At 58.0% G+C, this 15,532-nt stretch carries 12 protein-coding genes; 11 read left to right on the top strand and 1 reads right to left on the bottom strand.

All coding sequences use genetic code 11. The features are described 5' to 3' along the window. Positions 1–75: 75 nt before the first annotated feature. From rimP to BLQ12_RS15060, 11 genes are all read left to right on the top strand, one after another. A complete protein-coding gene (gene rimP / locus BLQ12_RS15110; RefSeq protein WP_092211507.1) occupies positions 76–606 on the top strand; it encodes a ribosome maturation factor RimP in 531 nt (176 codons plus the stop codon). Continuing rightward, a complete protein-coding gene (gene nusA / locus BLQ12_RS15105) occupies positions 606–2,084 on the top strand; it encodes a transcription termination factor NusA (protein ID WP_092211506.1) in 1,479 nt (492 codons plus the stop codon). The genes rimP and nusA overlap by 1 nt, the downstream gene beginning before the upstream one ends. 104 nt (positions 2,085–2,188) lie before the next feature. Further along, positions 2,189–5,146, top strand: coding sequence for a translation initiation factor IF-2 (gene infB, locus BLQ12_RS15100; RefSeq protein WP_092211505.1), 2,958 nt, complete (start codon positions 2,189–2,191; stop codon positions 5,144–5,146). Positions 5,147–5,287: 141 nt separating this feature from the next. Continuing rightward, complete coding sequence (rbfA, locus tag BLQ12_RS15095; RefSeq protein WP_092211504.1) at positions 5,288–5,668, top strand: 30S ribosome-binding factor RbfA; 381 nt, start codon at positions 5,288–5,290, stop codon at positions 5,666–5,668. A 106-nt stretch (positions 5,669–5,774) separates the two neighbouring features. Next, positions 5,775–6,740: a DHH family phosphoesterase gene (locus BLQ12_RS15090; RefSeq protein WP_092211503.1), complete on the top strand. Its 966-nt coding sequence runs from the start codon at positions 5,775–5,777 to the stop codon at positions 6,738–6,740. Between the two features lie 7 nt (positions 6,741–6,747). Beyond that, on the top strand, positions 6,748–7,653 hold the full coding sequence (gene truB / locus BLQ12_RS15085) for a tRNA pseudouridine(55) synthase TruB (RefSeq protein WP_092211502.1): 906 nt from the start codon (positions 6,748–6,750) through the stop codon (positions 7,651–7,653). A 261-nt stretch (positions 7,654–7,914) separates the two neighbouring features. Next, positions 7,915–8,184 (top strand): 30S ribosomal protein S15, encoded by a 270-nt coding sequence (gene rpsO / locus BLQ12_RS15080; RefSeq protein ID WP_092211501.1) that lies wholly within the window; start codon positions 7,915–7,917, stop codon positions 8,182–8,184. Between the two features lie 229 nt (positions 8,185–8,413). Further along, the gene (locus BLQ12_RS15075) at positions 8,414–10,627 is read left to right on the top strand and encodes a polyribonucleotide nucleotidyltransferase (RefSeq protein WP_092211500.1); all 2,214 of its coding nucleotides are present in this window, start codon (positions 8,414–8,416) and stop codon (positions 10,625–10,627) included. Further along, on the top strand, positions 10,536–11,870 hold the full coding sequence (locus BLQ12_RS15070) for a M16 family metallopeptidase (protein ID WP_139163992.1): 1,335 nt from the start codon (positions 10,536–10,538) through the stop codon (positions 11,868–11,870). The genes BLQ12_RS15075 and BLQ12_RS15070 overlap by 92 nt, the downstream gene beginning before the upstream one ends. Before the next feature lie 296 nt (positions 11,871–12,166). Then, a complete protein-coding gene (gene dut / locus BLQ12_RS15065; protein WP_092211498.1) occupies positions 12,167–12,625 on the top strand; it encodes a dUTP diphosphatase in 459 nt (152 codons plus the stop codon). 310 nt (positions 12,626–12,935) lie between these two features. Continuing rightward, on the top strand, positions 12,936–13,736 hold the full coding sequence (locus BLQ12_RS15060) for an MBL fold metallo-hydrolase (RefSeq protein ID WP_092211497.1): 801 nt from the start codon (positions 12,936–12,938) through the stop codon (positions 13,734–13,736). Positions 13,737–14,948: 1,212 nt separating this feature from the next. Here the strand turns inward: BLQ12_RS15060 and BLQ12_RS15050 are convergent. Then, positions 14,949–15,530 (bottom strand): TetR/AcrR family transcriptional regulator, encoded by a 582-nt coding sequence (locus BLQ12_RS15050; protein ID WP_092211495.1) that lies wholly within the window; start codon positions 15,528–15,530, stop codon positions 14,949–14,951. Positions 15,531–15,532: the final 2 nt, after the last annotated feature.

Here is a 15,532-nt window from a genome sequence, read left to right as displayed (position 1 = left end):
ATTCGGGAACGGGCAAAACGCCCGTTTTTTGTTTTTTACTGCGCTGTGTTACAGTGGGATGAACGGATAGGCGGTATGGGTACCAGCTCCAAAAAACAGAAAAATCGAAAAAAAGAGAGCCGACCGCGTTCGGTTATCACCGAAAGGCACCTTGCCGAGGCTCGGCGTATAGCCGATGACCTGTGCGAGGGGGAAGGGCTGGAGCTTGTTCACATGGAGACCGTGACGGAGCTCGGCCAGTCGATCCTGCGCCTTTATATTGATAAAGAAGGCGGGGTGAGCCTGGGAGACTGCACCGGCGTGAGCCGCCAGCTTGGCGATCTGCTGGATGTTTCCCTGGAGATCCGGGGCGAATATCGCCTGGAGGTCTCGTCACCGGGCCTTGATCGTCCGATTTCCAAGCCGTCGGATTTTGATCGCTTTAAAGACCGCTTGGCTATGATCACGACGCACTCTCCAATCGGAGGGAGAAGCCGCTTCAAAGGCACTCTCCTCGGGCTGGCCCCGGGTGAGATGGTATGCATGGACGTGGATGGAACAACGCACGAGATTGCCCTTGAGAACATCAAACGTGCCAGACTTGTCGGAAATATTGGAGAGAGCTGATGCAAATTTCAGAGATCAAACGAGTTGTTGAGCAGGTCAGCAAAGACAAGGGTATCGATTTTCATGTGCTGATCAAGACGATGGAAGAGGCCCTTGCGTCTGCTGCCCGGAAAAAACTGGGCAAGAATGCCGACATCGAGGTTCAGTATAACGAAGAATCCGGTGAGATCGAGGTCTTCCAGTTTAAAGAAGTGGTGGACGAGGTGGTGGACCCCGATGTGGAGATCACCTTCGAAGACGGGCGCAAGCTGGACCGCGACTGCGAAATGGGGGACAGCCTCGGCCTGAAGGTCGACACCTCCACGTTTGGTCGCATTGCCGCCCAGTCGGCCAAGCAGGTCATCATCCAGAAGATGAAGGACGCCGAGCGTGAAGCCATCTACGAAAGCTTCATTGACCGCAAGGGTGAGATCATCAACGGCATTGTTCAGCGTGTGGACCGGGGAGACCTCATCGTCAACCTCGGCAACACCGAAGCCGTGCTTCCCGTTCGGGAGCAGATCCCCCGGGAGACCTTCCGCAGGGGCGATCGCGTACGCGCCCTGATCAAGGACATCCTCCTGGAGTCCCGTGGTCCCCAGGTGGTCCTGACCCGAGCCAGCTCGGAGTTTCTCATCGCCCTGTTCAAGACCGAGGTCCCCGAAATCATGGAAGGGGTGGTCAAGATCAACGGCGCTGCCCGGGAGTCAGGTGTTCGCGCCAAGATTGCCGTCAGCTCCATCGATTCGGATATCGATCCCGTGGGTGCCTGCGTGGGCATGCGGGGAAGCCGCGTCCAGAACGTGGTTCAGGAGCTTAAAGGGGAGAAGATCGATATCATTCCCTGGCATCCCGATGCCGCGCGCTACGTCTGCAACGCCCTGGCCCCTGCCGAGATCGCCAAGGTGATCATTGATGAAGATACCATGACCATGGAAGTGATTGTCCCTGTGGACTACCTCTCCGTGGCCATCGGAAAGAAAGGCCAGAACGTCCGGCTTGCATCCATTTTGACCGGATGGCAGCTGGATGTGGTCAGTGAAGAAGAGCACAGCCGGTCTCTCAAGGACGAGTTCAATAACCTGATGAGTATCCCCGGTGTCGGCGCGGCCCAGGCCGAAGCCCTTCATTCCAGTGGGTACTACACCGTCGAAGATGTGGCGGATGCCTCCATGGGCGATCTCCTTGATATTGACGGCTTCGACGAGGAACGGGCAACCCTGGTCCTTGAATCCGCCCGAAATCCGGAGCCTGCGGAGACGGGAAGCGAAGAAGACGAGTCAGCGGCAGACGACGCCGCTGCAACCGACATCCCTGAAGACGAGATGTCAGTGGAATCCGAGCCGGAGACTTCGGCGACCGATGAGGTCGACGGGGATGACGACAGCCCGGAGCAGGAATCAGAACCCGAGCCGGAACCCCTGGACGCCGATGAGGCCGACGAGGAAGGCGATAGCCCGGAGCAGGAATCAGACCCCGAGCCGAATCCCGACGCGTAAGCCTTAAAACCCGGGCGGGCGTCACACAAGGATTGGTTTTTCGGTAAGCCGTGTGAACAGGGAGTTGTTGCAGAATATATTGCAGAATATATTAGGGGGAGTGAATGGCAAAAATCAGAGTCTATGAACTTGCCAAAAGCCTGAATATGACCAACCGAGCGTTGCTCAACAAGATTGAGGCAATGGGCATTGAGGTTGGAAGTCATATGAGTTCTCTTGAGGATGAGACCGTTGAGTTGATCCGAAAGAATCTCTTTGGCGATACAGATCCGGAGACTCGGGACAAGCGCGTTCGAAAAACCGTTATCAGGCGACGCAAGCGCAGTAACGATGAAGAAAACGCCGAGGCCGACGAGGCCTCCGAGATGGAAGCCCCCGCCGGGGCGGAAAAAGAGGTGGAGCGTCCCGAGGTCGAGCCTCCTCAGCCAGAAACCGCTGACGAAGCCGCCCCCGAGACCACTCCCCCTGTTGAAGAGGCGGTAGAGGCGGATACGCCTGTGGTCGCGGCGGACGACGAGGCACCCGATGCCAATGCGGAGTCCGATTCCGTGAAACCCAAGAAAGCTAAGAAAAGTGAGCCGGCCCGCATCATCAAGCGCCCCGTGGCTGACGAGCCTTCCCCGGAAGAGCCCGAAGTACCCGAGGTCGCCCCTGAGCCCGCAAGCGTGACGCCAGCTCCCGTTGCCGAAGCACCGGAAGAGCCTGTTGCTGAGGTTAAGAACGAAGAGGAGAGTGTCGCAGAAATGAATGCCGAACCCGCCCAAGAGGCGGCACCGGTGGCTGAGAAAGTCGCTGAAAAAGACGTGACTCCGGCTCCTGAAGCCGGAGATGCCGGTAAGACGGGAGAATCTGATGAGGCGGATGCTTCTGCGGCTGATAAAGACGAGCCCAAGAAGAAGCGCAAAAAAGTGAAGAAATTCACCGCTGCCAAGATTATCAAGCTTCCCGAGCCGGGCACCAAGCCTTCCTTCCTCAAGGAGAAAGAGGCACCCACCAATCGTGGCAATGGTTACTCCCGACCTGCAGCGCCTTCCCGTGATCGCAATGAGCGACCCGCTGAGCCGAACATGCCGCCCACGGGCGGAGAAGCGGCCGGCGATGCCCGCGGCAAGAAAGGCCGTCGCGGACGTGGCGGGGAAGCCGGAGGCGATGCCTACGGGGCTCGCAAGAAGGGCCGCAAGAAGACCGTGGTGGAGGGCAACGCCCTTTACTCCGAAGGTCGCGGCCGCAAAGGGCGCAAGGGCGGCAGGCACAAGCAGCAGCCCGTGGGCCAGAAAACCCAGATTACCGTACCCAAGGCCATCAAGCGCCGCATCAAGGTGGACGATACCATCGCCCTGTCCGAGCTTGCAAAGCGCATGGGCATCAAAGCCAATGACATGATCATCAAGCTCATGGGCATGGGTGTCATGGCCACGGTAAACCAGACCATCGATTACGATACCGCCGAACTTGTTGCTGTGGAGTTCGGTTTTGAAGTGGAGCGTGCGGCCTTCGAAGAGGAGACCATCTTAAGCACCTCCGTCGTGGACGAGGATCCCTCAAAGCGTGTGACCCGGTCCCCCGTGGTCACCATCATGGGCCACGTCGACCACGGCAAGACCTCGCTCCTTGACGTGATCCGGAAGACCTCCGTCACCTCCGGGGAAGCCGGGGGCATTACCCAGCACATCGGTGCCTACCATGTGCAGACCGAAAACGGAGCCATCGCCTTCCTTGATACTCCCGGCCACGAGGCGTTTACCGCCATGTGTGCCCGCGGTGCCAAGGTTACCGACCTGGTTATCCTGGTGGTGGCCGCCGACGACGGCGTCATGCCCCAGACCGTTGAGGCCCTGAACCACGCCAAGGCAGCAGAAGTTCCCATCATCGTGGCGGTGAACAAGATCGATAAGCCCGATGCCGACCCGGATCGCGTCAAGCGCGAGCTTTCCGAGCACGGGGTCCTGGCGGAAGACTGGGGTGGGGATACCATCTTTGTCAACGTGTCCGCCAAGAGCCACGAAGGGATCAGCGATCTCTTGGACATGGTCCTTCTCCAGGCGGAAGTCCTGGAACTGGCCGCCAACCCCGATCGCCTGGCCATCGGCCATGTGGTGGAGGCCAAGCTCGATATCGGGCGCGGTCCCCTGGCCACTGTGCTGATCCAGGAGGGCACCCTGAAATCAGGGCAGTCCGTGGTCTGCGGTATGTACCACGGCAAGATCCGAGCCATGTTCAACGACAAAGGCGAGCAGGTTGCCACTGCCGGTCCCTCCATGCCTGTTGAGATCATCGGTTTGACCGGTGTTCCCGAAGCAGGGGATGAGATGGTTGCGGTCAAGGACGACAAAGACGCCAAGCAGGTGAGCGCGCACCGTGTCCAGAAGGCCCGTGCACGTGAACTGGCCAAGAACAGCCGCGTGACCCTGGATCGTCTCTTTGAGCAGATGGAAGAGGGCGAGGTCAAGGATCTCAACCTTATCATCAAGGCCGACGTTCACGGTTCCATCGAAGCCCTCAGGGAGTCTTTGGGCAAGCTCACCACCAGTGAGGTCAAGGTCAATGTGATCCACGCCGCCACCGGTACCGTCACCGAATCCGATGTCTCCCTGGCCGCGGTGTCCAACGCCATTATCCTCGGCTTTGCCGTACGCCCTGCAACCAAGGTCCAGAACATGGCCAAGGAAGAGAGCGTGGATATGCGGTTCTATGACATCATCTACGATGCCATCAAGGACCTCAAGGATGCCATGGTCGGACTCATGGAGTCCACCTTCGAAGAGAAGATCCTCGGCAGGGCCGAAGTTCGCGACACCTTTGTGATTCCCAAGAAAGGGACCATCGCAGGGTGTTACGTCCTCGAAGGCAAGATCGTCCGCGGGAACAAGGTCCGCCTCCTGCGCGACGGGGTCATCGTCTACGACGGCAACCTCGGCTCCCTCAGGCGGTTTAAAGACGACGCCAAAGAGGTGGCCCAGGGCTACGAATGCGGTATCGGCATCGAGAACTACAACGATGTCAAGCTCGGTGACACCATCGACTGCTACTACCTGGAAGAGATCAAGCCTTCCCTCGATTAGAACGACCTGCCGGCCTTCGGGCCGGCATTTCTTTCTGATGCTTTTCAAAAGAATTCTTCGTTGCAATGCCCCGCCATACACCTCACCGGTTTTTCATGACGGGGCATTTCAGCGTTTGACACCAAAGGATACATACCCAGTATGAAGCCGTTTTCTCGTGCTGAACGGGTCAGCGTAAAAATACAGTCCACCCTCTCGGAGCTGCTGCATAAAAAGGTGAGCGATCCCCGCCTTGAGATGGCCACCGTTACCGGCGTGAAGCTCACCGACGACCTGCGCCATGCCCAGGTCTTTTTCTGCGTTTCCGGCGGAAAAAAAGCCAAGTACGAGGCCCTGGCAGGGTTCAAGAGCGCTTCGGGGTTCCTGAGGAAATCCCTGGCCGGTAAGCTCGGGCTGAAGTTCATGCCGGCGTTGACCTTCGTGTATGACGAATCCCTCGATTACGGGTCGCATATCAACGAGGTACTCAAGTCCCTCTCGGTGGATGGTGATTCCGATACAGAAGGCGAGTCGGATTCGTAACCCGGTAACTTCAGTGACGACGTCACGCGTTGGTACGCAGGGTTCCGTGGTTTTTCCTGTGACCTTATACAGACGGATCGTTTAAGAGCTATACGAGGCCATCAGGATGAAGATTCTGGAATCCCTGAAAGAGAGCAGGAGTCTGCTTTTACTGACCCATGTCCGGCCTGACGGCGACGCCATCGGGTCGGCTCTGGCCCTGGGACGCGCCCTGACGTTGATGGGCAAACACGTGCGGCTTTACAACGAGAGTCCCATTCCCGCCATTTTTCGTTTTCTCCCCGGCATCGAACAGATCGTGTCCGACCCCGGCAACCTGTCGGCCTACGACACCGCAGTGGTGCTGGACTGCAGCGACCTCTCCCGGGTGGGATCCCTTGCCGATGAGGTGGGGCGGATTCCGACCCTTCTCAACATCGATCACCACATGACAAACACCGGCTTCGGTTGCCATCGCCTGGTGGACTCTTCCGCTTCCTCCACAGGGGAGCTGGTGTACCGCCTGCTGACCGACCTGGATGCTGATATCGATGAGGGCATGGCCTATGCCATCTACACGGCCATCTTCACCGATACCGGTTCGTTCCTGTTCCAGAATACCACCCCGGAGGCGTATTTTATCTGCGGCCGCATGGTGGAGATGGGGGTGGACTCCTACAAGGTGGCCCAGACCCTTTTTGCCACCTACTCCCTGGGTCGCCTCAAGCTTTTGAACATGGTGCTGGACACCATTGAGATCTCGGGTAACGGCAAGCTCTCGGTCATGTACCTGACCCAGGAAATGCTGCGTGAGACCGAGACCAGCGTGGACGACATCAACGGCCTGGTGAACTATGCCAAGCACATCGAAGATGTGCAGGTGGCCGTTCTCATCCAGGAGTCCCGACCCCTTTCCGGAGACAGCCCCAAGCCCCATTATCACGTCAGCCTGCGGTCCAACGGCCCCGTGGACGTGGGAACCATTGCCGCGGCCTACGGTGGCGGCGGGCACCCGGGCGCAGCCGCCTTTACCTCCTTCACCAGCCTCAAGGACATCAAAAAGGAAGTGCTTCGGATCTCCGATGCACTGTAGAAAATAGATGAACGACGGTATTTTACTCATCGACAAGCCGGCGGGAATCTCATCGGCGTCGGTTGTCTATCGCATCAAGAAGCGGTTTCGTTTTTCCAAGGTGGGCCATGCGGGCACCCTGGATCCTTTTGCCACCGGCCTGATGGTCATCACCGTGGGGAAGGCCACGCGCCTCTCCCGGTTTTTTCTCGACGCGGACAAGCGCTACACCGCACGCCTCGGCCTGGGCACCCTCACCGACACGCTGGACCCCGAAGGAGAGGTTCTCACCACCGAAACCCCGGAGGCCATGACCGCCCTTGAGGCGCGGCTGGAGCTCTCCAGGGTGGAGGCCCTGTGTGCCGACTTTACCGGTGACTTTATGCAGGTCCCCCCGGTGTACTCCGCCCTGAAACACAACGGGGTGCCTTTGTACAAGCTGGCCCGTAAGGGCCAGGCCGTGGAAAAACCCCCCCGGCCCGTGACCCTGCATGAGAACCGGCTCATCGCCTTCTCCTTTCCCCATATCGATTTTGAGGTCAACTGCTCCAAGGGAACCTATATCCGCAGCCTGGCCCGGGACATGGCAGAAGCCCTGGGCACCGTGGGGCACCTTACCTCCCTTCGCCGCATCGAAAGTTCCGGCTTCCATGTGGAAGAAGCCCTGCCCCTTTCCGATACAGAGACCATGGACAGGGAAGAGCTGAACCTGATTCCCATGGCTGACGCCCTCTCCCACCTTCCTGCCATGGTTGTGGACGAGAAGACCCGGGCCCTTGTGATGAACGGAAATCCCCTTGCCTGGACGCCCTGCGGCGAAGAGGCCGGGGCGGATTTTTGCCGGGTCCTGGACACCGAGGGGGCCTTGATCGCCATGGTGGAGGCAGCAAAATGCGGGTCACATCATAAATATTGTTGTGTTTTTAACGCATAAAGGTATAATTATTCGTTATTTGTGCGTCGGGGTTCCCTTGTGGGGCCTGCCGGTGCATGCATAAAGCAGAAGCAACTGCCCGATGATGCAGCCGGTCTGAATGGAATATCGGATCGGATAAGGCCGGGCGGGGCTGGCGGATTCGTTTGCCAAACGGTTTGCCGGTTTTCATTATTCCAATTTATTCATTAAGGGCGATTATGCACGACGGAGCGGAAAGGATCCCTCCCGAGGGTGCACGTCCAGACAGGAGGCAGTACCATGGTATTTACCACTGAGCAGAAACTGGGAACCATCGAGCAGTACAAAACACACGAGTCCGACACCGGCTCACCCGAAGTGCAGGTCGCGCTTCTGACCGACCGAATCAAGTACCTCACCGATCACGTCAAGGTACACAAGAAAGACCACCACTCACGTCGTGGCCTTCTGATTCTCGTCGGGCGTCGCCGTCGTCTTCTGAACTACCTCAAGAAGAAGAACATCACTCGGTACCGTGAGCTGATCGCACGACTCGGCCTCAAACGATAGATGGTTTTTAGCGGGAGGCGCGGGAAATAGTTCCCGTGCCTTCCGCTCTCCCATACCCCTTACCGCCGCACACGAGGCAACTCGTAACCGAACTCCTTTTAAATAAGCACACCTGAGGTATCGACCCCCGTAACCTGGGTGGATGGCTCACGCGTGCCGTTATTTATGAGGACGTTCGATGAGGGGCCTCTATATGACGCAGCGGTTTCACCTAACCAAGGAGCAATAGATGCAAGAATACAGCTTTGAAACCGAGCTGAATGGAAAGACACTGACCCTTAAAACCGGAAAAATCGCCAAGCAGGCCTCCGGGGCCGTCATCGCACAGATGGGCGAAACCAGTGTTCTGGTCACCGTTGTGGGTGCCGATAAAAACAAGGAGGGAATCGACTTCCTTCCCCTCTCCGTGGAGTACCAGGAGAAGATTTACTCCGCCGGCCGTATCCCCGGCAACTACTTCAGGCGTGAGCAGGGTCGTCCCAGCGAGAAGGAGATCCTCACCTGCCGTCTGATCGACCGCCCCATCCGTCCCCTCTTTGCCGACGGGTATGGCTGCGAGACCCAGGTCATCGCCACCGTCATGAGCATGGACAAGGAGAACGAGCCCGATGTGCTGGCCATGATCGCCACCTTTGCGGCGCTCCACATCTCCGAGCTGCCCTTTGAAGGCCCCATCGCCGCCGTGCGAGTGGCCCGTGTGGACGGTGAGTTTGTCATCAACCCCACCTTGAGCCAGATTGCCGAGTGCGACATCAACATCGTCCTGGCCTGCTCCAAGACCGGTGTCACCATGGTGGAGGCCGGAGCCAAAGTGGTTTCCGAAGCCGACATGATCGAGGCCCTCGAAGCAGGTCACAACGCCATTCAGCCCCTCATCGAACTCCAGGAGCAGATGCGGGCCGCTGTGGGCCGTGAAAAGCGCGTGGTGGAAGCCCCCGTCATGGACGAGTCCCTGTACGCCTTCGTTGAAGGTCAGGTGGCAGCCAAGATCAAGGAGGCCCTGCAGGTCAAAGACAAGATGGAGCGCAAAGCCGCTGTGTCCGCTGTCAAGAAAGAGCTCGTTGAGGGCCTCTCCGAAGAGCAGGCCGAGCGCAAGGACGAGATCTCCGAGATCTTCGGCAAGCTCAGCAAGAAAGTGGCCCGTTCCATCATCCTCGAAGACGGACACCGCATCGACGGCCGTGCCTTTGATGAGATCCGAAACATCTCCTGCGACGTGAACGTTCTGGCCCGCCCCCACGGCAGCGCCCTGTTCACCCGCGGCGAGACCCAGGTCATGGGTATCCTGACCCTGGGTTCCGGCATGGACGAGCAGCGTGTGGAGACCCTCTCCGGGGACACCACCAAGCCGTTTATGCTGCACTACAACTTCCCTCCCTACTCCGTGGGTGAGTGCAAGCGCGTAGGGGCTCCCAGCCGACGTGAAATCGGTCACGGTGCCCTGGCTTTCCGAGCCATCGAGCCGATCCTGCCCACCAAGGAAGACTTTGAGTACACCGTGCGCCTCGTCTCCGAGGTTACCGAGTCCAACGGCAGCTCCTCCATGGGCACCGTCTGCTCGTGCACCCTGGCCCTTATGGACGGCGGCGTGCCCATCTCCACTCCCGTTTCCGGCATCGCCATGGGACTCGTGAAAGAGGGCGACAAGGTGGCCATTCTCTCCGACATCCTCGGCGACGAAGACCACACCGGCGACATGGACTTCAAAGTGGCCGGTACCGCAGAGGGCATCACCGCCCTTCAGATGGACATCAAAATCAACGAGCTCCCCAAGGAGATCATGGTAAAAGCTCTGGAGCAGGCCCGAACCGGTCGTCTCCACATCCTCGACAGGATGCTTGAAGCCATCGACGCTCCCCGTGAGGAGATCTCCGTCCACGCACCCAAGGTGCACGTGGTCAAGATCAACCCGGACAAGATCCGTGACATCATCGGCCCCGGCGGCAAGAACATCCGTCAGATCCAGGCCGACACCAATACCCGCCTGGAAGTCTCCGACGACGGCACCGTGAAGATCACCGCCGTTAATGCCGAAGACGCCGCCAAAGCGGTTCAGATCGTTAACGACATCGGTACCGACCCCGAGCCCGGTGAAGAGTACGAAGGCACCGTCGTGAAGATTGCCGATTTCGGCGCCTTTGTTGCCATCCGCCCGGGTGTGGACGGCCTCGTCCACATCTCCGAGCTTGCCCACTACCGTGTGAACAGCGTCTCCGACATCGTCAGCGAAGGCGATAAGCTGAAGGTCCGTGTCCTTGAAGTGACCCGTGACGGAAAGATCCGCCTGAGCCACAAAGCCATGCTGCCCGTTCCCGAAGGTGTCGAGCCGCGTCCTCCCCGCGAAGATCGCGGTGGGCGACGGGACGACCGAGGTGGACGACGGGATGACCGTGGACGCGGTGGAAGAGGCGGTCGAGGGGGCAATGACAGGGGCCGTCGATAAGACCACACTGGCAAATGGTGTACGCATCGTATCGAGACGGATCGACCACGTTCGATCTGTCTCCATGGGCGTCTGGGTAGACGCAGGCGCCCGTGACGAGGCCGTGACGGAAGGGGGACTTTCCCACTTCATCGAGCACATGCTCTTCAAGGGGACCCAAAAGCGTTCGGCTTACGACATTGCCAAGGCATTCGATGCCATCGGCGGTCAGACCAACGCCTTTACCTCCATGGAGAACACCTGCTATCACGCCCGCGTGATGGACGAGCATCTCGTCACCATGGCCGATCTCCTGAGCGATATCTTTTTGAACTCCACCTTTTCGGAAGAAGAGGTGGAGAGCGAAAGACCCGTGATCCTGTCTGAGATCGGCATGGTGGAGGACAACCCCGAGGACCATATCCACACCCTGCTTGAAGAGCGTTTCTGGGGTGAACATGCCCTGGGGCGGTCCATCCTCGGCACACGGGATCAGATCCTGGCCTACAACCGAGAGGATCTGGTGAGCTTTTTTTCTCATCTCTACCAGCCCGATCGGGTGCTGATCTCCTGCGCGGGGCATGTGGATCACGATGAGATCCTCTCCCTTCTGGCTCCGGCCTTTGAAGGGATCAAGGCCCGCGACGGCTTTCCCGTTCGGGAAGTGCCCACGCCCTCTTCCGGGGTGAGCGTTTTGTCCCGGGACATCGAGCAGACCCATGTGAGCCTGGCCTGGCCCGGTCTTCCGGTCACCGATGAGATGCGCTTTGCCTCCTCCCTGATGAACACCATCCTGGGCGGGAACATGAGTTCCCGGCTTTTTCAGGAGATCAGGGAAAAACGGGGCCTTGCCTACAACGTCTATTCGTTCAACGCATCCTACGTGGACAGCGGCATGGTTGGCGTCTACGCCGGCGTGAGTCCTGACAAGCTGACGGAATGCCTGGACGTGACACAACACGAGCTGACCCGCCTCTGCGAACACGGCGTGGATGAAGAGACCCTGGCCGAGGCCAAGGCCTTTACCAAGGGGAACATCCTCCTCGCCTCCGAGAGCGTGGACAGCCAGATGGCCCGTCTCGCCTCCAGCGAGTTCCACTTCGGCCGACAGCTTCCCATGGAAGAGGTGGTGGCACAGATCGACGCCGTCACCGTGGAAGAGGTCCGGCGTGTCGCGGAGATGGCCTTCAGCCAGGAACCGGCCGTGGCCGTCCTCGGTCCCGATCCGTCCGAAGCAAAGATCCGAAAGGTCTTCGGGCTGTGATGACTGCAGGCTGACCCCCAGTGCCGGCTCCGTGAGAGAAAAAAATCAAGGGTACCTCCCGTTTGGGGGGTACCTTTTTTTGTCTCTGCCTGTTACGGTAGCTTTTTGACGACGCCGCAAAAAAGTCTGGTCCACACTCTCTTGTCTTTCGGTTCCTCTTTCATGGTAGCACCGTCTTGCGAATATGCCGTAACCGCTCTTGAGACCTGTTTGTCAAACGTTTCAAAAGTTTGGCCCCCGGCAGGGCCGCCGGAGGCGTTTTTAGTTTATTTCTTATTTTTCATTTGGAGCCCGATATGACCGACAGACCCCGGGTGGCCTTTAAGCGCCTCGACCCGCAGAAAAACAGCGACGTGCCTCTGCCCCGCTACATGACCGAAGAGGCTGCCGGCATGGACATCCACGCCGCCAACGAGACCCCCGTGACCCTGGCTCCCGGAGCCGTGGCCCTGATCCCCACCGGCTTTTCCATGGCCCTTCCCAAGGGGTTTGAAGCCCAGATCCGACCCCGGAGCGGCCTGGCCGTCAAATACGGTATCGGCATCGTCAACGCCCCGGGCACCATCGACAGCGACTACCGGGGCGAGGTGAAGGTGGCCCTTATCAACTTTGGCGCCGATCCCTTCACCATCAACCGCAACGAACGCATCGCCCAGATGATCGTGACTCGCGTCTGGCAGGCCGAAATCACCGTGGTGGACGACCTTGACGCCACAGAGCGCGGCGACGGCGGCTTCGGCCACACCGGAGTATGAGGCCGGTACAAAACCAAAACATAAAAAAAGCGATGCCTCCGGCGGCAAGGTGTGCCACCTTGAAAGCCGCTTGCGAATGCGCTTTACCCCTCGTTCCTCGGGTCAAAGCACATTCGCCATTAAACAGAATTCAATCAAGAAGTCTTTTTAAGACCTGTTTGTTAAACTTTTTAAAAGTTTAGCCCCCGTCAGGGCCGCTGGAGGCATAAGCTGAATAGTTACGTTTTTTTAAACCTGTTTGACAGCCTTTTCAAAAGGTTGGTCCCCGGTAGCGCCCCCGGAGGCATGTTTCTTTTTGGGATGACGTGAGATGACTGAGATTCTGGAACCGGAAAACTGTTTTTGCCAGCTTGCCAGCGGGAGCAAGGGCAACGCCCTGTATGTGAAGGGGGGAGAGACGGCGGTGCTGTTTGACTGCGGGCTATCGGGTCGGGAGCTTGAGCGGCGCATGGCCGAGCGGGACCTTGATCCGACGACCCTTTCTGCCGTGGTGGTCTCCCATGAGCACACGGACCATGTGGGCGGGGCCGGGGTGATATGCCGCCGGTTCGGGATCCCTTTGTACATCACCGAGGCGACCCGCACCGGGTCGACCAAGAAGCTGGGTAAGACCAAGGCCATGGATATTCAGGCCATGGAGTGCGGGAAGCGGTTTTCCGTCGGGTCCCTTGAGATCCATCCCTTTTCCATCTCCCATGATGCGGCCGATACCTCCGGATTTCGCGTGACCGCTTCCTCCGGGGCGGTTCTCGGAATCGCCACCGACCTGGGCATTGCCGGGCATCTCGTCAAAGAGCATCTGTCCGGTTGCCATGCCCTGGTTCTGGAATCCAACCACGACCCGGAACTCCTCTACGCCAACCCCAACTACCCCTGGCCCCTCAAGCAGCGCGTGCGCAGCCGCGTGGGCCATCTCTCCAATGAAGAGGCCGCCACCCTCCTCGATGCCATCGACAGGTCCAGGCTCTCCCACCTCGTCCTTGCTCACCTGAGCGAAGAGAACAATACCCCTGATCTGGCCCTTGCCGCCGCCTACGGGGTCCTGAACGGCAGCAACACCTCCATCACCGTCGCCAAGCAGAACCTGCCCACCCCTGTGCTCTCCTTTTAGTCTTTTTGGTACACCGGTTTTGCAACGATTCCGCCTATGCCTCCGGCGGTCCTGCCGGGGACCAAATTCTATAAAAATTTGATAAACAGGTCTTGAGAATGGTTCGGCATGTTGCAAGCTGTTGCTAACAGGAACGTTCTTTACGACATGGCTGAACCGGAACGTCTCTGCAGAGCCGCTGGCGGCAACTGAATCGGTACCCCCATCATCCATAAAAAAACGCCGTGTGCCCGGGATACCAACTATAAACGAGCAATCGTTTATTTATAGGTGTCCATAAGACGCCCATGATCATTCCTGGGACCCTTTTCAAGATAAGGGTGTCGGTAGCATCGGGTATTATGACCGTGGACCCTGTTATCATCATACTGTTTTAAAAAATAAATAATAAAAGAACGATCGTTTAGCTCTTACGGATGAAAAGTGCGATCACACACTATGCGATGGTCCGGGTGCGTCTAAGGGAGAAGGTCCTTTGGCCTTGAGACGTATACCCAAGGAATCACGGGATTGCCATTTTGCATGGCCATACGGTTTGGTGAAAGCCGGAGGGGCATGGGGCCTTTAAGGGGAAAGGGAGTTGGCCTTGCGCCATTGCGATACACAGAAAGATTGAAAAACTTAATAATGAATGAACGATTGTTTATTTATAAGGGCTCAAAAGTTCAGCTTTTTCGTGCCTTTCGTTCTGGACTGGAAAGGGATGGCATTCATGGGGCGCTTCCACATTTCCGGGGAGGTTATCATCAAGATACGACAAATGTCGCTGACAGGATGTCCAGATCTGGTGTGCATTGGGGCGGCCAAAAAGGTGAGATAGAAAGGCGATGCTTTTTATGGGGAACGTGAAGGGTAGATCCGTCTTGGTGACCGGGGAATGATTCCCCGGACCAAGGCGAGGTTTTCAAAAAAACGGTAACGATTCAGCTTGTCGTTGCCTCCGGTGGGCCTTATCGATCCTTGTCGAGGATTCGACGGGTTTACACCCAATACCCTTCATCGTGTTTTCAGAAGAATGAAATGGGTCTCTCCTGCAAAAACGGTTAGGGCATGTCACACATCACGCGAATGCACCGAGAACGCATGCATAACAACAGCTTCCATGCATTCGCCATAGGGTTTCAAGGTGCCCCCACCTTGCCGCCGGAGGCATTGCTTTTGTTTTTTCCTGAGCCCTCTGTGGTCCGTTCAACGTTGACCATAGACGGCAGGCTATGCCTCGGGGGCTGCCACAGCATCCCAGGCGCAGGAGAAGGCGGCTTCGAGGCCGTCGTCGTCCATGGCAATTCCGTCTTTCACGTGTTGTTTGGCCAGCTGGGTGAGGGGGTGGAAGGCAAAGGCCACAAGGAGTTCCATGGGGACCTGTTTGAGGACCCCCTCCTTTTGGCCTCGTTCGATGAGGTGGGTAAAGGGGGCGAAAAATCCTTTGGCCTCTTCCTCTTCCACTGCATCTGCAATGGGGGCGTTGCAGAACTGCTCGGCAAACACGAAGTGGTCCGGGTAGGCGAGGTAATAGGCGTAGAGGTTTTCCCACATGAGGCGGAAGGCGTCGCGGATGTCCAGCTCGTCGTCCAGGCTGTCTAAGATGGCCCTGCTCATTTCCCGCTTTACCTCTATATAGAGGGTGAGGAGGAGGTGATCCTTGTTTTCGAAGTAGATGTAGATGGTAGCAGGGGAGACACCGGCTTCCCGTGCGATCTTGGACATGGAGGTGTGGGCCAGCCCCAGGTTGTTGATCAGCACCATGGCGGCGTTGAGGATGGCTTCTCGTTTTGTTTCGTCTTTAGGTCTCATGG

Source organism: Desulfoluna spongiiphila (assembly GCF_900101345.1).
GTDB classification, from domain to species: Bacteria; Desulfobacterota; Desulfobacteria; order Desulfobacterales; family Desulfolunaceae; genus Desulfoluna; species Desulfoluna spongiiphila.
This window is presented reverse-complemented; position numbering and strand designations above follow the sequence as displayed.

Bases quoted from the DNA above. Each gene is read 5' to 3' on its own strand.
- rimP (WP_092211507.1), top strand. From the start codon at position 76: ATGGGTACCAGCTCCAAAAAACAGAAAAATCGAAAAAAAGAGAGCCGA.
- nusA (WP_092211506.1), top strand. From the start codon at position 606: ATGCAAATTTCAGAGATCAAACGAGTTGTTGAGCAGGTCAGCAAAGAC.
- infB (WP_092211505.1), top strand. From the start codon at position 2,189: ATGGCAAAAATCAGAGTCTATGAACTTGCCAAAAGCCTGAATATGACC.
- rbfA (WP_092211504.1), top strand. From the start codon at position 5,288: ATGAAGCCGTTTTCTCGTGCTGAACGGGTCAGCGTAAAAATACAGTCC.
- BLQ12_RS15090 (WP_092211503.1), top strand. From the start codon at position 5,775: ATGAAGATTCTGGAATCCCTGAAAGAGAGCAGGAGTCTGCTTTTACTG.
- truB (WP_092211502.1), top strand. From the start codon at position 6,748: ATGAACGACGGTATTTTACTCATCGACAAGCCGGCGGGAATCTCATCG.
- rpsO (WP_092211501.1), top strand. From the start codon at position 7,915: ATGGTATTTACCACTGAGCAGAAACTGGGAACCATCGAGCAGTACAAA.
- BLQ12_RS15075 (WP_092211500.1), top strand. From the start codon at position 8,414: ATGCAAGAATACAGCTTTGAAACCGAGCTGAATGGAAAGACACTGACC.
- dut (WP_092211498.1), top strand. From the start codon at position 12,167: ATGACCGACAGACCCCGGGTGGCCTTTAAGCGCCTCGACCCGCAGAAA.
- BLQ12_RS15060 (WP_092211497.1), top strand. From the start codon at position 12,936: ATGACTGAGATTCTGGAACCGGAAAACTGTTTTTGCCAGCTTGCCAGC.
- BLQ12_RS15050 (WP_092211495.1), bottom strand. From the start codon at position 15,530: ATGAGACCTAAAGACGAAACAAAACGAGAAGCCATCCTCAACGCCGCC.